Source organism: Stenotrophomonas sp. GW821-FHT02D01 (genome assembly GCF_059421765.1).
In genome coordinates this window covers 136,289-161,665 of sequence record NZ_JBWKVP010000008.1, presented here as the reverse complement: position 1 = coordinate 161,665, position 25,377 = coordinate 136,289, and the positions used below count along the sequence as shown (strand labels likewise).

The window sequence follows — 25,377 nt, the reverse complement described above, 5'->3', positions numbered from 1 at the left end:
GCTCACGCCCCCGCAACCGGACCCACCCCGCCTTCGACAGGTTCCCGCTGCTGTTGGTGGGTGCTGACCGTTGGTCGGCACGCGGCTGTTGGTAGGTGTCGACCTTGGTCGACACATGTATCAGGTCCGTGGGGAATCGTTCGTTGCGTGCTCGAACAATTCACCCTGCACCACGGCTTCCTTTTCACGGAAACCGCCGAGGCCGACGCCGACCAGCCGATAGCGGGTGTCGGCGGGCAGGTCGACGCGGGCGCGCAGGGCCAGTGCGATGTCGCGCAGTTCTTCCATCGACTCCGGCGGGCGTTCCGGGGTGAAGCTGCGGGTGAGGATGCGAAACTGCGCGGTCTTCAGTTTCAGCACCACGGTGTGGCCGATGCGTTCGGTCTTGCGCGTGGCCTGCCAGGTCTTCCCGGCCAGCTGCACGATCGCCTCGCTCAGGTCTTCCAGCAGCAGGTCCTCGGCGAAGGTGTCCTCCGAAGAGATCGACTGCACCTGCTGGTCAGGCTCCACCGGTCGCTCGTCGACACCGCGGGCGCGGTTGTACAGGCTGCGGCCGAAGCTGCCGAAGGCGTCTTCCAGGTCCGGCAGCGTCCACTGCCGCAGGTCGCCGCAGGTGACGATGCCACGCGCCGCCAGCTTGCCTTCCATCACCTTGCCCACGCCGGGCACGCGATTCACCGGCAGCGGCAGCAGGAATGCGTCCACCCGCTGCGGCGGAATCACGAACTGGCCGTCGGGCTTGCGCCAGTCCGAGGCGATCTTGGCCAGGAACTTGTTCGGTGCGATCCCGGCTGAAGCCGTCAGGTTGGTTTCCTCGCGGATCTGCGCGCGGATGGTGCGGGCGATGTCGGTGGCCAGTTCGATGCCACTCTTCGGATCGGTCACGTCCAGGTAGGCCTCGTCCAAGGACAGCGGCTCGACCAGGTCGGTATGGCGCAGGAAGATCTCGCGCACGTGGCGCGACACCGCCTTGTAACGCGCGAAGTCCGGCGGCACGAAGACCGCGTCCGGGCACAGGCGCTCGGCACGCAGTGCCGGCATCGCCGAACGCACGCCGAACACGCGCGCCTCGTACGAGGCGGCACACACCACTGAACGCGCACCGCGCCATGCCACCACCACCGGCTTGCCGCGCAGTGACGGATCGTCGCGCTGCTCCACCGACGCGTAGAAGGCGTCCATGTCGACGTGGATGATCTTGCGCAGTGCGTTCATGGTTGGCCCACATGATACCCGCACCGTACCCGTCCAGACGCCGAAGTATGGTCGTTGTGCATCAACGGGATGCGTGGTTTCAGCTGAAAACACTACGCACGCGTACGGAGACGCGGTTTGATATCCGCCTGATCCGTCGTGCATCCTCGGGAACTCGTTGCCTTGTTTTCGCTTCCAGGATTGCGCTTTCCATGACTCGTCTCCACGCGTTCAACCGCGACCAGCTGCTGGCCAGCGCACGCGGTGAACTGTTCGGCGCTGCCGCCGGCCGGTTGCCCAACGACCCGATGCTGATGTTCGACCGCATCACCGAAATCCGCGAGGACGGCGGACCGCATGGCAAGGGCATGGTACGCGCCGAACTGGATATCCGTCCGGATCTGTGGTTCTTCGGCTGCCACTTCATCGGCGACCCGGTGATGCCCGGCTGCCTGGGCCTGGATGCCATGTGGCAGCTGACCGGCTTCTTCCTGACCTGGCTGGGTGCCCCCGGCAAGGGCCGCGCCCTGGGCTGCGGCGAAGTGAAGTTCACCGGCCAGGTGCTGCCCGATGCCAAGCTGGTGCGCTACGAGATCGACATCAGCCGCGTCATCAACCGCAAGCTGGTGATGGCCCAGTCTGACGCGCGCATGTACGTGGACGACCGCGAGATCTACAACGCCCGCGACCTGCGCGTGGGCCTGTTCACTGAAACCGGGAGCTTCTGATGCGTCGCGTCGTCATCACCGGCATGGGCATCACGTCCTGCCTCGGCAATGATCTGGATACCGTTTCGGCCGCCCTGCGTGAAAGCCGCGCTGGCATCACCGCGCTGGCCGACCACGCCGAAGCCGGCCTGCGCAGCCAGGTCGGCGGTCGCGTCGACCTCGATCTGGATGCGCTGATCGACCGCAAGCAGAAGCGCTTCATGAGCGATGCCGCTGCCTTCGCCTACCTGGCGATGGCCGATGCCATCACCGATGCGGGCCTGACCCCGGAACAGGTCAGTGGCCTGCGCACCGGCCTGATCGCCGGTTCCGGCGGTGGCTCCAGCGAATGGCAGGTGGGTGCGGTGGATCTGCTGCGCAGCCGTGGCGTGCGCAAAGTGGGTCCGTACATGGTGCCGCGCACGATGTGCTCGACCGTGTCGGCCTGCCTGGCCACCGCATTCCAGATCAAGGGCGTCAGCTACTCGCTGTCGGCCGCCTGCGCGACCTCGGCGCACTGCATCGGTGCAGCTGCCGACCTCATCCGCCACGGCGCGCAGGACATCATGTTCGCCGGCGGCGGTGAAGACCTGCACTGGTCGATGAGCGTGATGTTCGATGCGATGGGCGCACTGTCCACCAGCTTCAACGACACCCCCGCCAGCGCCTCGCGCCCGTATGACAAGGACCGCGATGGCTTCGTCATCGCCGGTGGTGGCGGCATGCTGGTGCTGGAGGACTACGACCACGCGGTGGCGCGTGGCGCGCACATCCATGCCGAGCTGATCGGCTATGGCGTAACCTCCGATGGCGCCGACATGGTCGCGCCGTCCGGTGAAGGCGCCGTGCGCTGCATGAAGATGGCGCTGCAGAACGTCGACCGTCCGCTGGATTACCTCAACACCCACGGCACCTCGACCCCGCTGGGCGATGTGACCGAGCTGGGTGCGATCCGCGAGGTGTTCGGCGATGCGATTCCGCCGCTGTCCTCGACCAAGGCGCTGTCTGGCCATTCGCTGGGCGCTGCCAGCGTGCACGAAGCGATCTACTGCCTGCTGATGATGCGCGATGGCTTCGTGGCCGGCTCGGCCAACATCGGCGAGCTGGACCCGAGGGTGGAAGGCTTCCCGATCCTGCGCGAAAGCCGCGAGCAGAAGCTGGATACGGTGATGTCCAACAGCTTCGGCTTCGGTGGCACCAACGCGGCGCTGGTGTTCGGCAGGGTGTGATCTGAAAGCGTGCCAACCAAGGTTGGCACCTGCCAGGGCGGTAGCGCCGGACCATGCCCGGCGAGAGCGGTGAGGCGTGCCGACCAACGGTCGGCACCCACCCGGTTCAAGGCATGCCAACCAGGGTTGGCACCTACCTCGGCAGCAGCGGCAGCAGCAAGGCGTGCGCGTCCACCAGCGAGCCGACGATGCGGTGGCCGAGCGCGCGCAGTTCTTCATCGGGATGCACCAGGTCCGGTACCTGGATCACGGTCATGCCGGCGGCCAGCGCGGCACGGGTTCCCGCCGGCGAATCCTCCAGCGCCAGGCAACGTTCCGGTGCCTTGCCCAGCCGCTGCGCGGCCAGCAGGTAGATGTCCGGCGCCGGCTTCGGCCGCGCTACATCGCCACTGGTGATCACCGCATCGAAGTATGGCAGCAGTCCGGCTGCAGCCAGCTTGCGGTTGGCCCGCGGCTGCCGCGTGGTGGTCGCTACCGCACGCGGCACCGCGTGCGACTTCAACAACTCAAGCAGTTCCAGGATGCCCGGCCGCAGCGGCAGCCCGGTCTGGGTGCGCTCCTCGTACAGATCATGGCAACGCGCGGCCATGGCCTCGATCATGCTGTCTTCGATGCCCTGCTGGCGCAGCAGCGCCTGGCTGTCGCGGTCGCCAAGGCCGACCATGCGCACGAAGAAGCTGGCATCCAGGGGCAGGCCAAATTCCTCCGCCGCCTCGCTCCAGCATGCAAGCGACACACGCTCGCTGTCGATCATCAGGCCGTCCATGTCGAAGATGACGGCGTCGGGCAGGAACGGCAGCGCAGCGATGGAGGTCATGGAGCGAACAACGTATCCAGATCGGTGGAGGTCAGCAGCCGCCATTGCCCTTCGGCCAGTCCCTGCAGGTCCAGGCCACCAACACGGCTGCGATGCAGTGCCTGCACATGGTTGCCTGCGGCAGCGAACATGCGGCGTACCTGATGGTAGCGGCCTTCGTGCAGTACCAGGCGCGCCTTGCGCGGCCCGAGCACCTGCAGTTCAGCCGGCAACAGGGGCGTCTTCTCCGCTTCCAGCATCAGCGTGCCGCTGGCAAACAGCGCCACCTCGTCACCACGCAGGTCTTCGGCCAGCTCCACTTCGTAGACCTTGGGCAGCTTCGACTTCGGCGAGATGATCCGGTGCAGCAGGTTGCCGTCGTCGGTCAGCAGCAACAGGCCGCTGGTCTCACGGTCGAGGCGGCCGACGGTGGACAGCACCGGGTCGCGGTCGCGGAAGCGCGGCGGCAGCAGGTCGTAGATCAGGCGGCCCTTGTCCTTGGTCGAACAGGTGTAGCCGGCCGGCTTGTACATCGCCAGCGACAGGCCCACCGGCGGGTCCAGTGGCTCGCCGTCCACCCGCACCGCTTCATGCGGCACCTGGTCGTCTGCGTAGAGCACCTCGCCGTCGGCGTCGGTAACGCGGCCTTCGCGGAACATCCACTGCACCTGCTTGCGGCTGCCGTAGCCGAGGTTGGCGATGTGCTTGACCAGCTTCACCGGCCCTTCCCCTTGCCCTTCACCGCTTCGACCAGCTTGAAGCCATCGCGCTCGGCAACCACGCGCACCGCGCCGAAGCTCTCGTTGAGCGTGTACTCGTAGGGCAGGTGGCGGTTGGCCACCACGTACAGGCGCCCACCCGGGCGCAGCGCCTGCGCGGCCACGGCGATGAAGCGCTGGCCGATGTCCGGGCGATCCGCACGCGAGGGCGTGTGGAACGGCGGGTTGCTGATGATGACGTCGTAGTCCGGCTCGATACCGGCGGTGACGTCGCGCCACAGGAAGCGCAGCGGCACGGGGCGCGGTGGCGGTGCCAGATTGAGTTCGGCCAGGTCCAGCGCGCGCTTCTCGGCCTCGTACAGGTCCAGCGCGGTGATCTTCGGGCAGCGCTCCAGCAGTTCACGCGACAGGTAGCCGTAACCGGCACCGAGGTCAGCTGCACGCCCGGCCAGGTCGGCCGGCAGATGCTCGGCCAGCAGGGCCGACGCCGGGTCGATGCGGTCCCAGGCGAACACGCCCGGACGGCTGAGGAAACGGCCGCCGACGATCGGCCGCACCGCGTCCAGCGCGCCCCAGCGCTTGGCTACGTCCACATCGTGCTGGCCCTGCAGCGGAGCGGTCCAGAACACGCGGCAGTGGTTCTTGGTCAGGCTGCCGCCGAGGCCGGCCAGCTGCTTGAGGTCGCCTTCGCCGGAGCGGGCACCTTCGTTGTTGTGCTGGCAGGCCACGATGCGGCCACCCTCGGCGACCAGCGCCAGGGCGCGGGCGAACAGCGCGCGGGCTTCCTCGCGCTGGCGCGGCGGCAGCACCAGCACCAGCGGGTAACGGCCGCGGCCGGCAACATCATCCAGCTGCCCGCTGACGGTCCAGCCAGCGGCCTGCTGCAGCGGCTGCGCGAACGGGGCGAAGCTCTGCTCGCAGTCGACTTCGCGGCCGCCGGCCTGCTCGCGCAGTGGCCAGCCGTCACGGGCGCGCAGGAAGGCCACCGGGCCCTCCGGCCAGCGCAGGGCGCCGCTGGAGAACGGCAGGAACAGGGTCTGCAGGGGGGCGTCGTCGCTGGATGCCATCGGCGCGGGTACTGGAAGCGTGAGGGCCGTCCATTGTACCGGCTTGTCCGGCCCGGCCCCGGCCACCGCTTTGCGAAACTTCAACGTTGCCTTGATGCCGCAGCAACATGCCAGCGTTCAGGGTAGAAGCTCCCCCGCAACCCCTGGAGATCCTGCATGCGTGCCTTGTTCGTCGGAGGTGTCGTCGACAACAGTGAAATGGACCTGGAAGGCAGCCATCCCCCCGTGCATTACCCGGAGGACACCGGCGGCGGCCATTCCCGCTACCGCCTGCACCAGGTTGGCCACGGCGCCGATGGCAGCGTGGCCTACGCCGTCTATGGCGCGCCGGATCTGGCAGACGATGAAGTGACCCGGGTAGCCGAGGAGCGCGCGTATGCGCGCAGGTTCGAAGCGACGGCAACGCTGTTCGAACATTGACCATCGCAGCCACGCATGGCGTGGCTCTACTGTTCGAATGATCATCGCGGCCACGCGTGGCGTGGATCTACAGTAGATCCACGCCATGCGTGGATGCAGCCATCCGCAGTTGCCGTCAGAGCCTCGGCGGCAACCTGCGGATGCTGGCGATCTCATCCAGCCACACGTGATGCTGCTGCACCGGCGCATCAAGATCGTCCAGCCGCAGCTGGCCATTGCTGCCTTCGTCGCCGGCGTCGTTGCGGTACTGCTGCAGCGTCGGCTGCACCGCAACCGTGCCCAGCAGGCGTCGGCCATCGTGCAGGGTCAGCTGCACCTCGGTTTCCCCCTGCAACTGCGGTAACAGGGCTTCCAGGCGCGCGATCTGCGCGGAATCAGTATGGATACGGGGAGCAATACGGGACATCGGCGACCTCCTGAACTGCAGGGTCGCCGATCGTCCGTGAATGCTCAGTGCAGCAGGCTGTCCCCGCGCGTGGCCTGCACGCGCCGCACCACACCCACCAGCTGGGCCACCGAATACGGCTTGGCCACGTGCTCCTGGAAGCCCGAGGCCAACGCACGGCGACGGTCATCGGCACGCGCCAGCGCAGTCACCGCTACCGCAGGCAGCGCTGCCGCATCCACGCCCAGGTCCTGCCGCAACGTGCTTACCAGGCCATAGCCATCCATGCCCGGCATGCCGATGTCGGTCAGCAGCACCTGGTACTGCAGGTGGCCATTGTCGGCCAGCAGCGCCAGCGCCTCGCCCGCCGAACTGGCGGCGGACACGCTGGCGCCCTGCTCTTCCAGCATGCGCCGCAGGTACTCCAGCACTTCTGGCTGGTCTTCCACCGCCAGCACATGCAGGCCGCGCAGCGGGTACGGCTCGACCACCATCGGTTCCAGGATAGGACCGCTGACGACCTCACGCAGCGGACGCCGTTCGGCATCGGGCAGATGCTGCGGCAGGCGCACGGTGAAGGTGGAGCCGTGACCGTGGCCATCGCTGGCCGCGCTGACCGAACCGCCGTGCAGCTCGACCAGCTGCTGCACGATGGCCAGGCCCAAGCCCAGACCGCCATGGCGGCGGGTGGTGGTGCCGTCGGCCTGGCGGAAGCGGCTGAACAGATGGTTCAGGAACTCCGGCGCGATGCCGTCGCCGGTATCGCGCACGGTGATCGTCCAATAGTTGCCATCGGCCTGCAGCTGCACGTCGATGCGGCCTTCGGCCGGGGTGAACTTGATCGCGTTGGACAACAGGTTCCAGAACACCTGCTGCAGCCGGGTGGCATCGCCCAGCACCTGGCAGGGCTGCGCCGGCAGCTGCAGGGTGACGTCCAGCGCCTTGCCCTCGGCAACCAGCTCCTGTGCGCCCATCGCTTCGTTCAACTGGTCGCGCAGGTCCAGCACTTCCACTTCCAGCTGCACCTTGCCCAGCAGCATGCTGCTGAGGTCGAGCATGTCCGAGATCAACCGCTTCTGCGCGGTCGCGCTGTTGGCGATCACGCCCAGGCCCTTGTACAGCGGGCTGGTGGAATCGACGCGCTGCAGCAGCAGTTCACTCCAGCCCAGGATCGTGGTCAGCGGCGTGCGCAGCTCGTGCGACAGCGTGGCCAGGAACTCATCCTTAAGCCGCGCCATGTTTTCGGCCGCACTGCGCGCGGCACGCTCGGACTGCAGCAGTTCCTCGCGCGCCAGTTCGATCTCGCGGCGCTCGGTGACGTCCGGGCTGCTGCCGGCCAGGCCGATGAAGCGGCCCATCCGCGAGAAGCGCGGACGTGCGTTCATTTCCAGCCAGCGCCACTGCCCATCGGCACGACGGGCACGCACCAACGCATGCATCGAACGCTGCGCCTTCAGTGCTTCCTGCAGTTCGTACTCAAATACCGACGCATCGTCGGGATGCACCAGGCCGCGCCAGACATCTTCCGGCACCCGGTTCTCGTCGCCGCCGAAGAACTCGCTGAAGGCGCTGTTGACGAAGCGGGCGTGACCGCGCTCGTCCAGCACCCACACCGGCATCGGCAGGCCATCGGCCAACGCACTGAAACGGGCCTCGCTCTCGCCCAGTTCCACTTCCATCTGCTTGCGCGCGGTCACGTCGAAGAACAGGATGCCGACCTTGTCCTCGCCTGGCTGGCCAACCCGAACGGCATCCACCGCGAACGTGCGCCCGAGGGCACGGGCATCCATCTCAAACTGGGCCGGTCGCCCGGTCCGCGCCACTTCGCCGTAGATCCGGAACCAGTCACCTTCGTGGTGTGGCTCCAGCGTGCTCATGCGCTTGCCACAGGCATCCTTCAGGCCGGTGTGGCGCTCGAAGGCATCGTTGACCTCGAGGAAGCGGTAGTCGATCGCCTCGTCGCCATCGAACAGCACCTGGATCACACAGAAACCTGCGTGGATGCGCTCAAGCACGCCATGGTGCAGGTCGGTTTCGGGCGTCGGCACCATCAAGGGTGAGCGCTCCACGAGGGGCGGCAGTGTGGACAAGGGCGTGGGAGGAAAAGACCGGATGGAGGTACAGCATCTTCCAGAGTGCGTATTCACAGCGTCAAGCGCCGTCAGTCACGGTTGACGACCATGAATTGGCGGCAACTGTTGACGCATTTGACGCTACTGGCCATTGCTGCGGCCCCGCGGCGGGATCACACTCGATCCGAGATCATCATCCTCCCCGCTTCGGGGACGCAGGAGACTGCCATGAAAGGTTCGCTTTCAACCGCCCTGCTGCTGGCCGGCATGCTTGCCGTGGGCAGCGTGGCTGCCGCGCCGCGGACGGTAACCGCGCCCGATGCGCCGCGCGCACTACAGGCCGATGGCCCGGTCAGCGTGCAATGGAATGATCCGGCCAAGTTCACCGAGATCCGCCAGAGCACCAACCGCTTCGAGGCCGAACGCGGGGACTGGGTGCAGCAGCTGGCACGCTACGTGCAGACCAGCGCCGCCAAGCCCCTGCAGGCCGGGCAGACGCTGGAGGTGACCCTGGTGGACGTCAAGCGCGCAGGCGACTACGAGCCCTGGCACGGCCCGCGTGGCCGCGACATCCGGATCATGCGCGACATCTACCCGCCGCGGATCACCCTGCAGTACACGCTGAAGGACGCCAGCGGGCGCATCATCGATGAAGGCGACGCCCGCCTGAGCGACAGCGGCTACCTGCACAACATCGGCCTGAAGAGCGATACCGATCCGCTGCGCTATGAAAAGCGCCTGATCGATGACTGGGTGAAGCGCCAGCTGACTTCACGCGTTACCGCTGCCCGGTAGGTGTCGACCTTGGTCGACACGCAGCCACAGCGCCGACCAGGGTTTGATCCGATCCGGTAGGTGTCGACCTTGGTCGACACACATTCACAGCGCCGACAAAGGTCGGCAGCTACCAGAGCCGGTCAATCCTGGTAGACGCGTGCCACGCGCTTGACGCCGCACGGCAGCTGGTAGGCACTGACACCGCAGCGCGGCGCCAGCTCGGACAAGGTCGGCGCCGTACCCCACAGTTCCACCACGCTGCCGACGCCGGCCTGCGCATGCGCGGTCAGGTCCACGGTCAGCATGTCCATCGACACGCGGCCGATCAGCCCACCGGGTTGGCCATCGATCAGCACCGGGGTGCCATTGGGGGCGAACTGCGGATAACCATCGGCATAGCCCAGTGCGACCACGCCCACGCGTGTGCGCGCCTTGGCCACGAAGCGCGCACCGTAGCCGACCGGCTCGCCAGCTTCGATCCAGCGCTCGGCGAACACCTTGGACTGCATCGTCATCACCGGGCGCAGGCGCGCGGTGAGTTCACTGTTGTCCGGCAGCGGATTGGCGCCGTACAGCATCAGGCCCGGGCGCACCCAGTCACTGCGCACGTCCGGCCAGCCCAGCAGCGCCGGCGAATTGCAGATGCTGGTCTCGCCTTCAAGACCATCGATGGCCTCGACGAAGGTCGCGGCCTGCTCATGGGTACGCTCGCTGTCCAGTTCATCGGCGCGTGCCAGGTGGGTCATCATCACGATGCGCGCCACCTGCGGCAGTGCAGACAAACGTGCGTGCGCGGCGCGGAAACCGGGAACGTCCAGGCCCAGCCGGTGCATGCCGCTGTCCAGCTTCAGCCACACCGTCAGCGGGCGCGGGCTGTCGAACGCGGCCAGCGCTTCCAGCTGCCACGGCGAACCAACCGAGAACCACAGATCATGCTCGGCCACCAGCGCCATTTCGCTGGGCTCGAAGATGCCTTCCAGCAGCAGGATCGGCGCACGGATGCCGGCCTGGCGCAGTTCCAGCGCTTCTTCGATGGTGGCCACGCCAAAGCCGTCGGCCTCGCCCTCCAGAGCCTGCGCGCAGCGCACCGCGCCGTGGCCATAGGCATCGGCCTTGAGGATCGCCAGCGCCTTGCCACCGCCCAGTTCGCGGGCCAGGCGATAGTTGCTGCGCAGTGCGCCCAGGTCGATCAGCGCGCGGGCAGGACGCATGTGCGGTTCTCATGTTGCGGGGCGTGGCGGTACTGGCCGTAGCGGAAGATATCCAGGCCTTCGGTGCTGATCTGCGGCTGGCGCGCGCTCATCAGGTCGGCCAGGTAGCGGCCCGAGCCGCAGGCCATGGTCCAACCCAGCGTGCCGTGGCCGGTGTTGAGGAACAGGTTGCGGAACGGCGTGGCGCCGATCACCGGCGTGCCGTCCGGCGTGGCCGGGCGCAGGCCGGTCCAGAACTCGGCCTTGGCCAGGTCACCGCCCTTCGGGTACAGGTCACGCACCACCAGCTCCAGCGTCTCGCGGCGGCGCGGCGACAGCGACAGGTCGAAACCGGCCACCTCGGCCATGCCACCGACGCGGATGCGGTTGTCGAAGCGGGTCACCGCCACCTTGTAGCTCTCATCGAGGATGGTCGAGGTGGGCGCCATCGCCGGGTCGGTGATCGGCAGGGTCAGCGAATAGCCCTTCAGTGGATACACCGGCAGGCGCATGCCCAGTGGCGCGACCAGTCCCGGCGAATAGCTGCCCAGTGCGACCACGAAGCGGTCCGCGGTTTCCAGCTTGCCGCCGATGCGCACGCCGGTGATGCGGTCGCCGTCGAATTCCACGCCGGTGATGTCCTGGTCGTAACGGAACTCGACCCCCGCTTCGGCCGCCATCTGCGCCAGGCGGCGGGTGAACAGCTGGCAATCGCCGGTCTGGTCGCGCGGCAGGCGCAGCGCACCCACCAGGCCATCGACGTGGGCCAGCGCAGGCTCGGCCTTGATGATGCCGGCGCGATCCAGCACTTCGTACGGCACACCGTACTGGGCCAGGATCTCGATGTCCTGCGCCGATGCATCCAGCTGCTGCTGGGTGCGGAACAGCTGGGTGGTGCCCAGGTCGCGCCCTTCGAAATCGATGCCGATCTGTGCACGCAGTTCGTTCAGGCAGTCGCGGCTGTACTCGGACATGCGCACCATGCGCGCCTTGTTGATCGCGTAGCGCTCGTGGGTGCAGTTGCGCAGCATCTGCCACAGCCAGCGGTACTGGGCCAGGTCCATGCCCGGCTTGATTGCCAGCGGTGCGTGCTTTTCGAACAGCCAGCCGATGGCCTTCTTCGGCACGCCCGGGGCAGCCCACGGCGAGGTGTAGCCGAAGGACAGCTGGCCGGCATTGGCGAAGCTGGTTTCCAGCGCGGGACCGGGCTGGCGGTCGACGACCGTGACTTCAAACCCGGCCTGTCGCAGGTACCAGGCACTGGTGGTGCCGATCACGCCGCTGCCGAGGACTAGGACTCGCATGGAAATTCTCCAACCCGATCATTCCCTGCATTTGCGTGCGCAGGGGCCATAATCAGGGAAGTATATTCTTCCGTATCCAGATGATTTGCCTGATTTCAGCAATTCAATCAGGATATTTCCCTGTGATTCATTCCCCGAGCTTGACGTCCATGGCCACCCGTCCCCGCGAGCTGGACAAGATCGACCGCAAGATCCTGCGCATCCTGCAGGCCGAAGGCCGCATTTCCTTCACCGAGCTGGGCGAACGGGTCGGCCTGTCGACCACCCCGTGCACCGAGCGGGTGCGCCGGCTGGAGCGCGAAGCGGTGATCACCGGCTACCACGCGCACCTGGACCCCAGCGCGCTGAAAGCGAGCCTGCTGGTGTTCGTGGAGATCAGCCTAGCCTACAAGTCCGGCGACATCTTCGAGGAGTTCCGGCGTTCGGCGCTGAAGCTGCCCAACGTGCTGGAATGCCATCTGGTGTCGGGCGATTTCGATTACCTGCTGAAGGCACGGATCAGCGAGATGGCGTCCTATCGCAAGCTGCTCGGCAGCACCCTGCTGACCCTGCCGCATGTGCGTGAGTCGAAGAGCTACATCGTGATGGAAGAGGTCAAGGAGACCTGGGCGCTGCCGATTCCGGATTGAACCGACCGGCGGCAGCGGGACCAGACCCCGCAACGCGGGCTCTGGCCCCTGGCTGCATCAGCGCTGCTGCGGGTTCTTCATGGAACCCTGTTGCGGATTCTTCTTCTGCTGCTCGTTCGGCTGCTGTTGCTGTTGCTGCTGGCGCTGCTGTTCCTGCGGTGTTTTGCCCTGCTGTTCCTTGCCGGGATGACGGTTCTGCTGGTTGGCCATGATCGTATTCCAAGGGGACGAGGGAAGCGCGACGACAGGGATGCCGGCGCAGGTCCACCGTGGTCCTGGCACGGTTAATCGCAGGCGAAAAACGGGTGATGCGGGGTGTGCAGGGCGGGGGCTGTTTTCCGGCGTTCATGTGGGTGGCGGGTTTCCTGCCAACGGCTGAGCCCCTCGTGGCTGCGCATGCTTCCAGCATTGCGGGTGAGGCCGGGCGGGTGAGCTGTGCAGGGGACGCCGTGAATACGTCCCTGTAGGCTCGGGCGCGCCATCCATGGCGCTTACGCCCCTGCACAGCCCACCCGCCCGGCCTTGGACAGGTTCATGCGGGCGCCAGCCACGGAAAAAGAAAAAGAAAAAGAGCGACAGCGGGTCGCTGCGCTCTCTTTGGGTTGCGCGATTGGTTGCGGCGCTGGGGTCAGCGCTTGATCTGCTGGCCGTCGCCGGTCGGTACGCTGTCGTAGTAGCGGCCGGTGCGCGAGTCGAACACGCGGTTGGGGCCGACCGGTTTGACGCCGGGAACGATGCGGCCGTTGCGGTCGTAGACCTTGTCCGGCAGCGCCGGTGCGGGCGTGGGGGTCACCTGGGCCGGGCCGGTCGATCGGATCGGCTGGGCCGGCTGCGGCGAGGGCAGCACCTGCGGCTGCGGGCGCGACGCCTGCGGTGGCGGGGCGACAGGCGGCGGTGCCACCGTCGAGCTGCTGCGGGTGGCGGTCGGACTGCCGGTGGGAACCTGCGCCTGGGCAAGCAGAGGCAACAGGGCCGACAGCAACAGGACTAGGCGGGGTTTCATCGCGCGCTCCAGGGTGGGCCACCCTTACCCTGCGCCTGCCCCTGTGTGCCGGCCATGAACGGCCATCACACTTGCAAGCGTGTGCCGACACCCCCACGTCTGCTGGCATCCCAGGCCACAACCCCACGGAGAGCCGGCATGAGCGCTTTCGATCTGACGCCCCCCACCGCCACGCAGACCGACGCCCTGGTCGCCGGGCTCAGCGCCGAGGAGCGCCGCGTGCTGCTGCAGCACGGCACCGAGGCGCCGTTCTGCGGGGTATTCCTCGACAACAAGCGCGAGGGCGTCTACTGCTGCCGCCTGTGCGCCCTGCCCTTGTTCCGCTCCAGCACCAAGTTCGATTCGGGCACCGGCTGGCCCAGTTTCTTCGCCCCGTTCGACCCGTCGCACGTGCGCGAGATCCGCGACACCAGCCATGGCATGGTCCGCACCGAGATCACCTGCGCCCGCTGTGGCAGCCATCTGGGCCACGTGTTCCCGGACGGTCCGCCGCCCACCTACGAGCGCCACTGCCTGAACTCGGTCTCACTTTCATTCACCGGCAACGGCGAGCCGTGGCCCGATCCGCTGCAGCGTGGCGGCGCGGAGGCCGGCGTGGCGGGCTGACACCGCCGCAATGCCCCGCTGACCGACTTCACAGAATTCCCTCTTCAGAAACACCGGTGTCAGGCCGACAAGGAGATATCCCCCCTCCTTGCGTCGCGCCATGCTCATCATCGTTGGATTCCTGGTCGTCATCATCAGCGTGCTGGGCGGCTACCTCGGCGCACACGGCCGCCTTGGGGCGCTGTGGCAGCCCTACGAACTGGTCATCATCGGCGGTGCCGCGCTGGGTGCGTTCCTGGTCGGCACCCCGGCCAAGACGGTCAAGCAGACGCTGCAGGCCATGGTCGGCGTGTTCAAGGGCCCGCGCTACAAGCAGCAGGACTACATCGATGTCCTCAGCCTGGTCTACGAACTGCTCAACAAGGCCCGCCGTGAAGGCTTCATGGCGCTGGAAGACCACGTCGAGCGCCCGGCCGAAAGCGCGCTGTTCGGGAACTACCCGAAGGTGCAGGCCGACCACCACCTGATCGACTTCATCACCGACTGCCTGCGCCTGATGATCGGCAGCAACATCGAGCCGCATGAGCTGGAGCCGCTGCTGGAGCTGGAGCTGGAAAAGCACCACGCCGAAGCGATGGCGCCGTCGCAGGTGCTGACCAAGGTTGCCGACGGCCTGCCCGGTTTCGGCATCGTGGCGGCAGTGCTGGGCATCGTCATCACCATGGGCTCGATCGGTGGCGACATCGTCGAAGTGGGTGGCCATGTGGCCGGCGCGCTGGTCGGCACCTTCCTCGGCATCCTGCTGGGCTATGGCTTCGTCGGCCCGATGGCCTCGGCGATGGAAGCCCGTGCCGAGCAGGACAGCCGCATCTACGAGTCGGTGAAGACCGCCCTGCTGGCCTGCCTGCGCGGCTACAACCCGAAGATCGCGCTGGAGTTCGCCCGCAAGACGCTGCCGTCGAACGTGCGCCCGGCGTTCTCCGACTTCGAGCAGCACCTGAAGACGGTCAAGTAAGCCATGGCCGAGACCAAGCCCACCGTCATCGTCCGCCGGGTCAAGAAGGCCGGCCACGCTGCCCACCATGGCGGTTCGTGGAAGGTCGCCTATGCCGACTTCGTGACCGCGATGATGGCTTTCTTCCTGGTGCTGTGGCTGATGGCCAGCACCAGCAAGCCCGAGCGCGCAGCCATTTCCGAGTACTTCCGCAACCCCAGCCCGCTGGTCGGCTCCAGCGCGACGCCGGCGCCGGGCATGGCCGGGCCGGGTGGCGCCAGCACCTCGATGATCAAGCTCGGCGGCGCCACCGATGTTTCGCGCGGCAACAGCAACGATCCCTTCCAGAACCAGCAGAAGTCGATACCGCAGCCGGTGGACGAGCAGCAGCGCGACAAGCAGCAGTTGGAAGCGCTGATGAAGGAACTGCAGGAAGCGATCAGCCGCAGCCAGGCGCTGGAACCGTTCAAGGACCAGCTGCTGCTGGACCTGACCCCGGAAGGCCTGCGCATCCAGATCGTGGACAAGCAGAACCGGCCGATGTTCGACCTCGGCAGCGCCACCCTGAAGCCGTACACCCAGCAGATCCTGCACGAACTGGCCGAGTACCTGAACCACGTGCCGAACCGGATCAGCCTGACCGGCCACACCGACATCACCGCCTATTCGGCCGCACGCGGTTACGGCAACTGGGAACTGAGCGCCGACCGTGCCAATGCCGCGCGCCGCGCGCTGATCGATGGCGGCCTGGAAGACAGCAAGATCACCCGCGTGGTCGGCCTGTCTTCGTCGGTGCTGTTTGACAAGGCCGATCCGCAGAACCCGATCAACCGCCGCATCAGCATCGTGGTGATGACCAAGGCCGCCGAGGAAGCTGCGCTGGCCGGCGCTGGGCCGCAGGTGGGCCTGTCGGCGACCACCGTGGATCCGGACGTGCATGCCGCGCAGGGGGCAGGAAAGTAATCCGTGGGTGCGGACCCTGGTCCGCACAGCGCTGAACCGGGGTCAGATCCCTTTCCCATGGAAAGGGATCTGACCCCACCTACGCGCGGCCGCTACAATGGCGGTCTTTCCGACTCCAGGTGATCACACCCCCATGTCCAAGTTGTCCAAGGCCAAGCGCGACAAGCGCAAGAAGCAGCAGACCAAGCGTCCCTTCCTCCGTCTGAACGCCCAGCAGCAGGTGCAGAACCATGCCGTGCTGGTCAACGAGGACGGCCAGGCCGTGGCCGCCATCGGCCTGCAGGGCCGCGAGTGGCTGCTGGCCATCGGTGGCCAGACCATGGGCAACGCCGACAACCCGGTTCCGATGCTGGCCATGCTGAAGCACCTGTCCAACGTGCAGGAAGCCGAAGGCCGCAAGGTCACCCTGGAATATTCCGAGCTGATGCAGAAGCTGCTCGACACCCTGGCCGAAGAAGCAGGCCAGACCGGCGAGGAGTACCTGGACAAGCTGGTGGCCGAGTTCGCCAGCGAGCAGGCTGAAGACGCAGCCGCTGAAGGCGAAGCGTCCGATGAAGCGGCTACGGACACTGCCGGCGCCGAAGGCGCTGCCGACGCCGAGGCCACTCCAGCCGCCGACGCCGACGGCAAGCCGCAGGCCTGATCCGGCGGCGGCGGTGTCGGTCTACGTCGATGACGCGGTGCATCCCTGGCGCGGTCAGCGCTGGGCGCACCTGATGGCCGATACCCTGGCCGAGCTGCACGCGATGGCGGCGCAGCTCGGCATTCCCCCACGAGCCTTCCAGAACAAGGCCAGCGGGGCGCATTACGATGTCACCGCCGAGCTGCGTGCGCAGGCACTCGCGCTGGGCGCGGTAGCCATTTCCCGGCACGCGGATCGCGCACAGGTGAAAGCGGTGATCGCCAACGCCAGGGCGCAATACCGGCCGTAGGCGGGCACGGGTAGCGCTGGGCCATGCCCGTAGTGGGTGCGGACCTTGGTCCGCACGGTGACTCTCAGAACGGGTCGCTGCCCAGCCGCACTTCCACGTTCAGCAGCGAGCACAGCGCCAGCAGGGCGTCGTCATCGCGGGTCAGCGCCATCCAGCCACTGAAGCCGTCGTTGCCGGCATCCACGCTCCACAGCGTGTAGTTGTGCTCGCGCAGGCGGTCGAAGGCGGTGCTCATCAGCTGCACGCCGTCCAGGTCCGCCGCGAAATCCTCGTCGTCCAGGTCGCCACCCCAGTCCAGCTGCAGGTTGAAGCGCGCCGACAGCTCGTTCACCGCCGACTGCAGCGAATCGAAATCATCACGCTCGACCTCGAAGCCCGACTGCCAGGCGATGGCCGTGAACAGCGCCGGCAGCCAGTCGCTGTCGGCTTCCAGCGGCTGGCCGTCCTCGGACAGATGCTCGCGCCAGCGGTTGAACTGCTGCAGGGCCAGCTCTTCGTCGCCCGGGTTGATCAGCACGAGCAGGTTCCAGACCCGCGCCTCGAAGTCGTCCTCGTCGAAATCGTGGGCGTCTTCCTCGAAGTCGAAATAGTCGCTGTTGTCAGGCATGGCGGAACGTCCTCGGGAGCAGGGGGGCATTCTACGGTTTATCCTGTACTGCTGAAGCCGGCCGTGGTGGCCGTCACTGTGAATGAAGCGATGAGCGATACCCCTCCCGACCACCTGGCGATCAACCCGGCCAGCCCCTTCCACGATGCGCAGGCCCTGGAACGCGGCGTCGGCGTGCGCTTCAACGATGTCGAGCGCGACAACGTCGAGGAATACTCGGTCAGCGAAGGCTGGATCCGCGTGCAGGCCGGCAAGGCTCGTGACCGTCGCGGCAACCCGATGACCATCAAGGTCAAGGGCAAGGTCGAGGCGTATTTCCTGGAACAGAAGCCGGAGTAACCGGCCGTCCCGGGGCGGGGTCAGATCCCTTTCCTGCGGAAAGGGATCTGACCCCGATCGGCATACCGGTCACTCGCGCTTGCGCGATTCCAGCAGGTCGAGGTTGCGGATCAGCCGCCGTGCGATCTCGTCCGACACCACGCCGCGGCGGGTCAGCCGGAACAGTTCCTCGCGTTCGGCATTGAGGCCGGCGCTGCGCAGCTGGCGGTAGCCCATCTCCATCCGGTTCACCTTCTCCGGGTCCACGTCGGGGTTGTCGCGGTCCAGATGCCGCTGATACAGCAGGCTCACCCGCGATGCGGCGTCGTTGTACAGCTGCACGTTCTCGGTGTTCTGGTTCAGCACCAGCTGCTGGCGCATGCGCTCCACGCCCGCCAACGCGGCCTTCGAGGACAGCTTGCGGGCGAGATCCTCTTCCTTGCGCTCACCCGAATCGGCCGGCAGCTGCAGGCCCTTCAACAGCTGCGGCAGCGCCACGCTGGCGCCGACCAGCGAGCACAGGATCACCGCAGCAGCCAGGAAGATCACCAGGTCGCGTGCCGGGAACGGGCTGCCATCGGGCAGGAACAATGGCAGCGTCAGCACGCCGGCCAAGGTGATCGCACCACGCACACCCGCCACCGAGGTGGCCACCACGATGCGCCAGTTCGGTGCCTCGCCACGCTCCAGGCCGCGGCGACGCGCACGCAGCAGGTTCCAGCGCAGCGACAGCCACACCCACAGCAGGCGCAGCGCGATCAACGTCGCGTTGATCACCAGCACGTACACCAGCAGCCACCACGCGCTCTGGTGGCCGCTCTCGTTCATGGTGGTGGTGGCGCGTTCGACGATGCCCGGCAGCTGCTCGCCCAGCAACACGAACATGATGCCGTTGAAGCTGAACTGCAGCATGTTCCAGACGCCGGCGCGCTGCACGCGCATGCTGCCGGAGACACGGCCGGTCATTTCCACGTAGCTCATCGAAATACCCGCTGCGACCGCAGCGAGGATGCCCGAAGCATTGATTTCTTCGGCCAGCAGGTACGCCGCGAACGGGATCAGCAGGTTGACCAGCATCGCCGCGCCCGGCTCTTCGCCGAAACGGCGCCACAGCCAGCGCTGGAACGTGGACACGCCCAGGGTGACCGCCACGCCGACGGCCAGGCCGGCCACCGCCACCCACACGAAGGTCAGCGAGGCGGTCGCCAACGAGAAGGTACCGGTCATCACCGCCGCCACCGCGAAGCGGAAGCAGACCAGGCCGGAGGCATCGTTGAGCAGTGACTCGCCTTCCAGGATGTGCATCAGGCGCTTGGGAATCGGTGCCTTGGCAGCGATCGCGCCGACCGCCACCGGGTCGGTCGGCGACACGATCGCGGCCAGCGCGAAACACACCGCCAGTGGCATCACCGGAATCATCCAGTGGATCAGCAGGCCCGCGCCGATCACGGTGAACACCACCAGCCCGAACGCCAGTTCGAGGATCGCGCCCTTGTCGCGGAACAGGCCCTGCTTGGGAATGCGCCAGCCATCGAGGAACAGCAGCGGCGGCAGGAACAGCAGGAAGAACACTTCCGGTTCCAGTGCATGGCCGCGGTTGAATACCCCGGCGATCACCGCGCCGAGGCCGATCTGCACCAGCGGCAGCGGCAACGAGAATGGCAGGACGCGAACCAGGTAACCGCTGGCGACAACGGCCACCAGCATCGCCAGGACGACTTCGATGGTGTGCATGCTTCTTCCACAGGAGCGGCGCGTGGGGCCGGAAAAACCGGAGTGCGCCGGGGGACGGGAAAAAACTTAACACAGCATGCCGCCACTGCGCCCAGCGATCTGAATGCGCGTCAGGACCGCGACAGCAAGCGCCGCCCGATCCAGGCCGGCGTGCTGGCCACGTCGTCATGCAGCACTGCCAACCGGCCCTGCACGTGTCCTGATGCAGGGCGTTCCAGCCCTGGCAGCAGCGGTGGGGTCATGCCGCGTCCTGAGCGCGGTCGGCACCATCGAAGCGGTAGAGGTCCATCGCCAGGAAGCCGGCATCGACACCCGCATCGATGCGCTTGGCACCGAAGCCCCCCTCCCCCGCCGCACCCATCGCAAAGTACAGCGGCAGCAGATGCTCATCGGTGGGATGCGCACGCTCGGCGAACGGTGCCTGTCGGCGGTAGTCGAACAGGGCATCGCGCTCATTGGCGGCCAGCCGCTGCTCCACCCAGTCGATGAAGGGGCGCACGTAGGGCGCTTGCTTGCCGTCCTGGTAGTGGCCCCAGTCGTGCAGGTTGTGGGTGATGCTGCCCGAACCGATCAGCAGCACGCCCTGTTCGCGCAGCGGCGCCAGCGCACGGCCCAGCGCGAACTGATGCTGCGGGCCCAGCATCGGCTGGATCGACACCGGCACCACCGGGATGTCGGCCTGCGGGTGCAGCAGGCGCAGCGGCACCCACGCGCCGTGGTCGAGGCCACGTTGCGGATCGAGTGCCACCGGCAGGCCGGCGGCGGCGATGCGGCCCGCCACCTCTTCAGCCAACGCCGGATCACCGGGCGCCGGGTACTGCAGCGCGAACAGTTCGCGTGGGAAGCCGCCGAAATCGTGGAGGGTGGGCGGCTGCGGATGGTTGCCTACCAGCGGCTGCCGGGCCAGCCAATGCGCCGAGGCGATGACGATCGCACGCGGCGTTGGCAGGTCGCGGGCCAGCTCGGCCAGCCGCACGCCGACCTGGCCCGGATGCAGGGCGGTCATCGGCGAGCCGTGGGAGATGTACAGCGAAGGCAGGCGGGACATGATCTTCTCCAATCACAGGAACAGGCAGCGGGCCGGGGAACGTTCAGCGCGAACGCAGGGTCCAGCGGCCATCGCCCAGCAGGAACAGCACGACCAGGGCCAGCGCCCAGAACGCCGGGTATTCCCAGCCACCGCCAGCATTGGCGAAGCTGAAACCGTTGGCGCCGTGCACCGTCACGATGGTGCCCAGCAGCAGCGGCACACCGAGCAGGCCGATCCAGCGCGCGTAGATGCCGAGCAGCAGCGCTGCGGAAATCGCCAGTTCAACGGCGATGGTGAGGTAGCCCAACACGCCGGGCAGGCCCAGCGACTCGAAGAAGGCCGCGGTACCTGCCGGAGTGAACACCAGCAGTTTGGTCAGCGCATGGACCAGGAACAACACGCCCAGGGCCAGCCGCAGCAGGGTCGCGGCATACGGGGCGAGCGGGGACAGGGGGGCGGCGGTAGCGTTCATGGGGTACCTCGGCAGGGACAGGGCACAGGTTATTGCGCCCTCGATTGCCGATAAATACGATGGATCGACCGTATTTATTTCAGAAGGCGCAACAATGGACACCCTGGATGCCATGCGCGTGTTCGTCGCGGTGGTCGAGCGCAACGGCTTCAGCGCCGCCGCACAGGCGCTGGACATGTCCACGGCCGGTGTCACCCGCCAGGTCGCCGCACTGGAAAAGCGCCTGTCCACCCGCCTGCTCCACCGCACCACCCGCCGGGTCAGCCCGACCAGCGCCGGCGCCGCCTACTACGCGCAGTGCGTGCGCCTGCTGGCCGAGTTCGATGCGCTTGAGGCCAGCATCGGCGCACAGGCGCTGGAGCCGTCCGGCACGCTGCGCATCAACGCACCGGTCAGCTGGGGCATCGCCCGCCTCGGCCCTTTGCTGGCCGGCTACCGCGAGCGCTTCCCGCAGGTCGAGCTGGACCTGGCGCTGTCCGACCGCCTGGTGGACATGGTCGAAGAAGGCTACGACGTGGCCATCCGCATCACCCGCGAACCGGGCCCGAGCCTGATCGCGCGGCGCCTGGGCCAATCGCGGATCAGCCTGTGTGCCGCACCGGCCTACCTGGCCGCACACGGAACACCGCAGGCACCAGAGGATCTGCAGACCCACGCCTGCCTCGGCTACAGCTACTGGGCCGCCGGCGACCACTGGCCACTGCAGGGACCGGGTGGCGAAGTGAAGGTTGCAGTGACCACCCTGCTGCGCGCCAACAATGGCGACGTCCTGCGCGAAGCCGCGATTGCCGGCATGGGCGTGATCCTGCAGCCGGACTTCCTGTTGCACGAGGCGCTGGCCGATGGCCGCCTGGTGCGCATCCTGCCCGGATGGGAAGCTGAGCCGATCGGCATCTTCGCCGTCTACACCAGCCGCAGCCATCTCGCACCGAAGGTGCGCAGCTTCATCGACTACCTGGTGGAAACCGGGGTGTAAGCGTGCGTCCGCCGGGCATGGCCCGGCGCTACCAGGGGCGCGCCCGTGACACGGTAGCGCCGGGCCATGCCCGGCGAGCGCGAAGCGCGGCCTAGGCGACAACCTCATCCAGCTGCGCGATGATCTTTTCCAGCGGTGCCGGCCGCCCCAGCAGGTAGCCCTGCACCTGGTCGCAACCATGCGCGGCCAGCCAGTCCAGCTGCCCCGGCGTCTCCACGCCCTCGGCGATGATCGTCAGCCCCATGCTGTGACCCAGCGACAGCAGTGCCCGGCAGATCGACGCGTTGCGCGGATTGGTCTCCACGTCGGCGACGAAACTGCGATCGATCTTCAGGACGTCCAGCGGCAGGTGCTGCAGATAGGACATGCTCGAGTAGCCGGTACCGAAATCGTCCAGCGACACGCGGATGCCCTGCTCGTGCAGGCGCTGCATGGTCTGCATCGCCTGTGCCGGCTTGCGCATCAGGCTGCTCTCGGTCAGCTCCACGTGCAGTGCGCCACGGGCCAGGCCGAAATCCTGCTGCGCGCGGGCGAACTCGGCCACCAGATCGCTGTTGAAGAACTGCACCGCCGACACGTTGACCGCGATCGACAGCTCGCCCCACCCCGCTTCGACCAGACGCCGCTGCGCCTGTGCCGCTGCGCGGATCACCCAGCGTCCCAGCGCCAGGATCAGGCCGGTGTCCTCGCACAACTGGATGAACTCGCTGGGCGGAATGAAGCTGCCATCGGCCTGCGGCCAGCGCAGCAGCGCCTCCAGCGACGCCGGGCTGCCATCGCTGGCGTGCCGGATCGGCTGGAAGTACAGCTGGAATTCGTTGTCGATGGCCGCGTGGATGCGCCCGGCCAGGCGCAGGCGGTCGGCCAGCCGGATGGTCACCGCCGCATCGAACCAGGCCACCACGTTGCCTTCGGCGCGGGCCGCGTGCGCCGCCTGCGCGGCCATGCCGATCGCCTGTTCGGCACTGTGGCCTGCATCGGCGTCATGTACGGCCACACCAATGCGGGGTTCGAACTGGTGCAGCGAATCCTGGCCGCGCATCGGTGCCGAGACGATCTGCAGCAGATCTTCCAGCACGCGCTGGGTGTTGTGTTCCGGCGCGATCGCCAGCACGAAGTCCTCCGCCGGCTGGAACGCCAGCAGGCCGAAGCGCGCGCCCAGCCCACCCAGGCGCGAGGCCATCGACTGCAGGACCGCGTCGCCGATCTCACGACCCAGCGTATCGGCCACCAGCTGCAGACCGCGCAGCTGCACATAGGCGATGGTGTAGGCGCCGGCCTGCTCGTCCAGCTGTTCGCTCAGTGCGCGCACGTTGAGCAGGCCGGTGGCCGGGTTGTGCCGTGCGTGATAGGCCAGGTCACGTTCGTAGGCCAGGCGCTCGCTGACATCCTCGGCCAGCACCAGGCACGCGGGCTGGCCATCGAAATCCAGCTGCGACAGGTGCACGCGCACTTCGAACACACTGCCATCCTTGCGCTGGTGCAGGCGCACCGCAGCGTCCTGCAGTTCACCACTGCGCACCTGCGCGATCGCGCCCTTGACCTCGTCCCAGCCCTCGCGTGGGCGGATGTCGAGGATACTCATCGCCAGGAATTCGTCGCGGCTGTAGCCGTACTGCTGCACGGTCGCCTCGTTGACCTCGATGAAGCGCAAGGTGTCCGGATCGAACACCCAGAACGGCGCGGGGTTGCGATCGAACAGCAGGCGGAAGCGGCGTTCCACCTGGCGCATCTGCTCGCGTGCCTGGTAGCGCTCGCTGAGGTCGGTCAGTGCGCCGATCATGCGCCGCTGCCGATCGACCACCGCTACCCGCTGGCCACGCGCGGCGACCCAGCGCACGGCACCGCCGGGCAGCACCAGGCGGAATTCTTCGTCGAGTACAGCGTTGCCGGCGAAGGCCTGATCGAAGGCCTGCTGCATGCGTGCGCTGTCATCGTGGTGCACGCGGGCGAAGAATTCGGCCACCGGCAGCGCATCGGTCTGCACACCGAAGATCTCGCGCGCCAGCGGTGACCAGCGCAGCAGCGCAGCGTCTTCGTCGACATACCAGGTGCATACGCGGCCCACCTGATGGGCCAGGCGCAGCTCGGCGTGGCCGGTCCGCAGCTCTTCGGCCATCGACTGCTGCCGGTGCGTACTGCGGCGCACCGCGTACAGCAGCACCAGCAGCAGCGCCACGTAGGCCAGCATGATGGCAATCGCCGCCTGCAGATACGGCCACCACGGCTTCAGCACATCTTCGTTTGCCAGGCCGACCTGCACCGCCAGTGGACTGCGCTCAAGGGTGCTGATGGTGGAGATGCGCGGTATCTGGTCCACCGCGCCGGGGATGCTGCCCAGCTCGACCACTGCCTGCCGGCCCAGCAGCGTGCGTGCCGGCAGCGTGTAACGGCGGCCGACGGTGCCGTGCGGATCGGGGACACGGGCCAGCATGTAGCCATCGGCGTCGCTGATCGAGGCCAGGCCACTGGGCCCCACATCCAGACCGCCCACGATCCGCTGCAGTTCGCCGCAGCGCAGCCGTGCCAGCAACCAGCGATCGCCGGCCATCGGCAGCGCCAGCGGCACCACCCAGCCACCATCGCTGGCACGCTGCGGCGGCCCGATGTACAGCGCACTTCCCTGCCCCCGTCGCTGCGGATCGGTCCACAGCGGCAATTGCAGGTCGCCCTTGCCGGCGGTCAGGGCGCGGCCGTAGGTATCGAGCACGACGATGCTGTGCAGCTCGGCATGCCGGCGCAGCACGCCGGCAATGGCGGCGTCCAGCAGCGCGGGCGCCTGCGCAGGCACCGTGCGGAACAGCTCGGCCGCATCGGCGGCGATGCCGGCCATCGCCCGTTCCAGGTTGCGCAGCTCCAGTGCCAGCAGGCGCTCGCTGCCTATCGCCAGCGCCCGGCTCTGCCGCTGCGCGGCTTCCAGCCGGCGCTGGTAATCGTTGGCCAGCATCGCGGCCAGGCCTGCCGCCAGCAGCACGCCCAGCACCACGCCGCCCCAGGTAATGGCACGCAACGGCCGGGCCAGCGCGTGTCTCAGCGCCGGCATCGGTCGGTCTTCCCTGTGCAGTCGGCTGGCTTCATGCGCGAACGATTCCTCCACATCCCCGACCTCAACGGCCGGCGGACGCCATTCTTGACGCCTCGACCCGTCCTGCATGCGCCCTCCCCCGGGTGCTGCAGACATCCAGCCCGCAGCATGCACCACGCCGGTGACCGCGTGAAGATCGCTGCGGCGTGTTCAGCCAGATCACGCACAGTGCTGGCCCTGTCGAGCACGTCCAGCCGGCCCGCAGCGGATTAGACTTGGAGTTTTCCG

General features: G+C 67.4%; 28 protein-coding genes. 12 read left to right on the top strand and 16 right to left on the bottom strand.

Translation table 11 applies throughout. The features are described 5' to 3' along the window. Positions 1-120: 120 nt before the first annotated feature. A complete protein-coding gene (dinB, locus tag AC07UW_RS16155) occupies positions 121-1,215 on the bottom strand; it encodes a DNA polymerase IV (RefSeq protein ID WP_495212415.1) in 1,095 nt (364 codons plus the stop codon). 191 nt (positions 1,216-1,406) lie between these two features. Between dinB and fabA the strand changes: the two genes are divergently transcribed. Continuing rightward, positions 1,407-1,922: a 3-hydroxyacyl-[acyl-carrier-protein] dehydratase FabA gene (gene fabA, locus AC07UW_RS16150; protein WP_025878420.1), complete on the top strand. Its 516-nt coding sequence runs from the start codon at positions 1,407-1,409 to the stop codon at positions 1,920-1,922. Then, positions 1,922-3,130, top strand: a complete 1,209-nt coding sequence (gene fabB, locus AC07UW_RS16145) for a beta-ketoacyl-ACP synthase I (RefSeq protein ID WP_025878419.1) — start codon at positions 1,922-1,924, stop codon at positions 3,128-3,130. Before fabA ends, fabB begins: the two co-directional genes overlap by 1 nt. Before the next feature lie 133 nt (positions 3,131-3,263). Here fabB and AC07UW_RS16140 read toward each other — a convergent pair whose 3' ends face one another. Genes AC07UW_RS16140 through AC07UW_RS16130 form a run of 3 tightly spaced genes read right to left on the bottom strand, consistent with a single transcriptional unit; the run spans position 3,264 to position 5,712 of the window. Next, complete coding sequence (locus AC07UW_RS16140) at positions 3,264-3,947, bottom strand: HAD family hydrolase (RefSeq protein ID WP_223494128.1); 684 nt, start codon at positions 3,945-3,947, stop codon at positions 3,264-3,266. Next, the gene (locus AC07UW_RS16135) at positions 3,944-4,645 is read right to left on the bottom strand and encodes a pseudouridine synthase (RefSeq protein ID WP_032976402.1); all 702 of its coding nucleotides are present in this window, start codon (positions 4,643-4,645) and stop codon (positions 3,944-3,946) included. Before AC07UW_RS16135 ends, AC07UW_RS16140 begins: the two co-directional genes overlap by 4 nt. Next, entirely contained in the window at positions 4,642-5,712 is a 1,071-nt protein-coding gene (locus AC07UW_RS16130; protein WP_025878416.1) for a class I SAM-dependent methyltransferase, read from the bottom strand. Before AC07UW_RS16130 ends, AC07UW_RS16135 begins: the two co-directional genes overlap by 4 nt. 156 nt (positions 5,713-5,868) lie before the next feature. Here AC07UW_RS16130 and AC07UW_RS16125 point away from each other — a divergent pair, with 156 nt between their 5' ends. Beyond that, positions 5,869-6,132 (top strand): hypothetical protein, encoded by a 264-nt coding sequence (locus AC07UW_RS16125; protein WP_025878415.1) that lies wholly within the window; start codon positions 5,869-5,871, stop codon positions 6,130-6,132. 115 nt (positions 6,133-6,247) lie between these two features. Here the strand turns inward: AC07UW_RS16125 and AC07UW_RS16120 are convergent, their stop codons facing one another. After that, positions 6,248-6,538: a DUF3247 family protein gene (locus tag AC07UW_RS16120; RefSeq protein WP_025878414.1), complete on the bottom strand. Its 291-nt coding sequence runs from the start codon at positions 6,536-6,538 to the stop codon at positions 6,248-6,250. A 44-nt stretch (positions 6,539-6,582) separates the two neighbouring features. After that, positions 6,583-8,568, bottom strand: a complete 1,986-nt coding sequence (locus AC07UW_RS16115) for a hybrid sensor histidine kinase/response regulator (RefSeq protein ID WP_223483302.1) — start codon at positions 8,566-8,568, stop codon at positions 6,583-6,585. A 249-nt stretch (positions 8,569-8,817) separates the two neighbouring features. Between AC07UW_RS16115 and AC07UW_RS16110 the strand changes: the two genes are divergently transcribed. Further along, positions 8,818-9,384, top strand: coding sequence for a DUF3016 domain-containing protein (locus tag AC07UW_RS16110; protein WP_025878412.1), 567 nt, complete (start codon positions 8,818-8,820; stop codon positions 9,382-9,384). A 122-nt stretch (positions 9,385-9,506) separates the two neighbouring features. On the opposite strand, the gene alr is transcribed toward AC07UW_RS16110, so the two are convergent. Further along, positions 9,507-10,577, bottom strand: coding sequence for an alanine racemase (alr, locus tag AC07UW_RS16105; RefSeq protein WP_223494127.1), 1,071 nt, complete (start codon positions 10,575-10,577; stop codon positions 9,507-9,509). Beyond that, positions 10,556-11,860: a D-amino acid dehydrogenase gene (locus AC07UW_RS16100; protein ID WP_025878410.1), complete on the bottom strand. Its 1,305-nt coding sequence runs from the start codon at positions 11,858-11,860 to the stop codon at positions 10,556-10,558. Before AC07UW_RS16100 ends, alr begins: the two co-directional genes overlap by 22 nt. Before the next feature lie 149 nt (positions 11,861-12,009). On the opposite strand from AC07UW_RS16100, the gene AC07UW_RS16095 reads away from it, so the two are divergent. Then, entirely contained in the window at positions 12,010-12,489 is a 480-nt protein-coding gene (locus AC07UW_RS16095; protein ID WP_025878409.1) for an Lrp/AsnC ligand binding domain-containing protein, read from the top strand. Positions 12,490-12,546: 57 nt separating this feature from the next. On the opposite strand, the gene AC07UW_RS16090 is transcribed toward AC07UW_RS16095, so the two are convergent. Continuing rightward, positions 12,547-12,699, bottom strand: coding sequence for a hypothetical protein (locus AC07UW_RS16090; RefSeq protein ID WP_025878408.1), 153 nt, complete (start codon positions 12,697-12,699; stop codon positions 12,547-12,549). Positions 12,700-13,117: 418 nt separating this feature from the next. Continuing rightward, positions 13,118-13,492 (bottom strand): hypothetical protein, encoded by a 375-nt coding sequence (locus tag AC07UW_RS16085; RefSeq protein WP_033830254.1) that lies wholly within the window; start codon positions 13,490-13,492, stop codon positions 13,118-13,120. Positions 13,493-13,630: 138 nt separating this feature from the next. Here AC07UW_RS16085 and msrB point away from each other — a divergent pair, with 138 nt between their 5' ends. From msrB to AC07UW_RS16060, 5 genes are all read left to right on the top strand, one after another. After that, on the top strand, positions 13,631-14,098 hold the full coding sequence (msrB, locus tag AC07UW_RS16080) for a peptide-methionine (R)-S-oxide reductase MsrB (protein ID WP_025878406.1): 468 nt from the start codon (positions 13,631-13,633) through the stop codon (positions 14,096-14,098). Between the two features lie 100 nt (positions 14,099-14,198). Beyond that, a complete protein-coding gene (motA, locus tag AC07UW_RS16075) occupies positions 14,199-15,053 on the top strand; it encodes a flagellar motor stator protein MotA (protein WP_012509934.1) in 855 nt (284 codons plus the stop codon). 3 nt (positions 15,054-15,056) lie between these two features. Then, a complete protein-coding gene (gene motB, locus AC07UW_RS16070) occupies positions 15,057-15,995 on the top strand; it encodes a flagellar motor protein MotB (protein WP_223494125.1) in 939 nt (312 codons plus the stop codon). Positions 15,996-16,128: 133 nt separating this feature from the next. Next, positions 16,129-16,638 carry a hypothetical protein gene (locus AC07UW_RS16065; RefSeq protein ID WP_223494124.1) on the top strand — a complete coding sequence of 170 codons (510 nt, stop codon included), beginning with the start codon at positions 16,129-16,131 and terminating at the stop codon, positions 16,636-16,638. A gap of 13 nt (positions 16,639-16,651) precedes the next feature. Next, entirely contained in the window at positions 16,652-16,927 is a 276-nt protein-coding gene (locus AC07UW_RS16060) for a DUF4031 domain-containing protein (RefSeq protein WP_223494123.1), read from the top strand. A gap of 64 nt (positions 16,928-16,991) precedes the next feature. Here the strand turns inward: AC07UW_RS16060 and AC07UW_RS16055 are convergent, their stop codons facing one another. After that, complete coding sequence (locus tag AC07UW_RS16055; protein WP_025878402.1) at positions 16,992-17,534, bottom strand: DUF6630 family protein; 543 nt, start codon at positions 17,532-17,534, stop codon at positions 16,992-16,994. Positions 17,535-17,624: 90 nt separating this feature from the next. On the opposite strand from AC07UW_RS16055, the gene AC07UW_RS16050 reads away from it, so the two are divergent. Continuing rightward, positions 17,625-17,873 carry a DUF3297 family protein gene (locus tag AC07UW_RS16050; RefSeq protein WP_025878401.1) on the top strand — a complete coding sequence of 83 codons (249 nt, stop codon included), beginning with the start codon at positions 17,625-17,627 and terminating at the stop codon, positions 17,871-17,873. Positions 17,874-17,942: 69 nt separating this feature from the next. Here AC07UW_RS16050 and AC07UW_RS16045 read toward each other — a convergent pair whose 3' ends face one another. From AC07UW_RS16045 to AC07UW_RS16030, 4 genes are all read right to left on the bottom strand, one after another. Beyond that, positions 17,943-19,586, bottom strand: coding sequence for a Na+/H+ antiporter (locus AC07UW_RS16045; RefSeq protein ID WP_025878400.1), 1,644 nt, complete (start codon positions 19,584-19,586; stop codon positions 17,943-17,945). A 110-nt stretch (positions 19,587-19,696) separates the two neighbouring features. Next, the gene (locus AC07UW_RS16040; RefSeq protein WP_263291910.1) at positions 19,697-19,828 is read right to left on the bottom strand and encodes a hypothetical protein; all 132 of its coding nucleotides are present in this window, start codon (positions 19,826-19,828) and stop codon (positions 19,697-19,699) included. Beyond that, positions 19,825-20,634 (bottom strand): dioxygenase family protein, encoded by an 810-nt coding sequence (locus AC07UW_RS16035; RefSeq protein ID WP_223494122.1) that lies wholly within the window; start codon positions 20,632-20,634, stop codon positions 19,825-19,827. Before AC07UW_RS16035 ends, AC07UW_RS16040 begins: the two co-directional genes overlap by 4 nt. 43 nt (positions 20,635-20,677) lie before the next feature. Further along, positions 20,678-21,088 carry a DoxX family protein gene (locus AC07UW_RS16030; protein WP_025878398.1) on the bottom strand — a complete coding sequence of 137 codons (411 nt, stop codon included), beginning with the start codon at positions 21,086-21,088 and terminating at the stop codon, positions 20,678-20,680. A gap of 94 nt (positions 21,089-21,182) precedes the next feature. On the opposite strand from AC07UW_RS16030, the gene AC07UW_RS16025 reads away from it, so the two are divergent. Further along, positions 21,183-22,064 carry a LysR family transcriptional regulator gene (locus AC07UW_RS16025; protein WP_025878397.1) on the top strand — a complete coding sequence of 294 codons (882 nt, stop codon included), beginning with the start codon at positions 21,183-21,185 and terminating at the stop codon, positions 22,062-22,064. A gap of 91 nt (positions 22,065-22,155) precedes the next feature. Here the strand turns inward: AC07UW_RS16025 and AC07UW_RS16020 are convergent, their stop codons facing one another. After that, positions 22,156-25,218, bottom strand: a complete 3,063-nt coding sequence (locus AC07UW_RS16020) for a bifunctional diguanylate cyclase/phosphodiesterase (RefSeq protein ID WP_223494120.1) — start codon at positions 25,216-25,218, stop codon at positions 22,156-22,158. Positions 25,219-25,377: the final 159 nt, after the last annotated feature.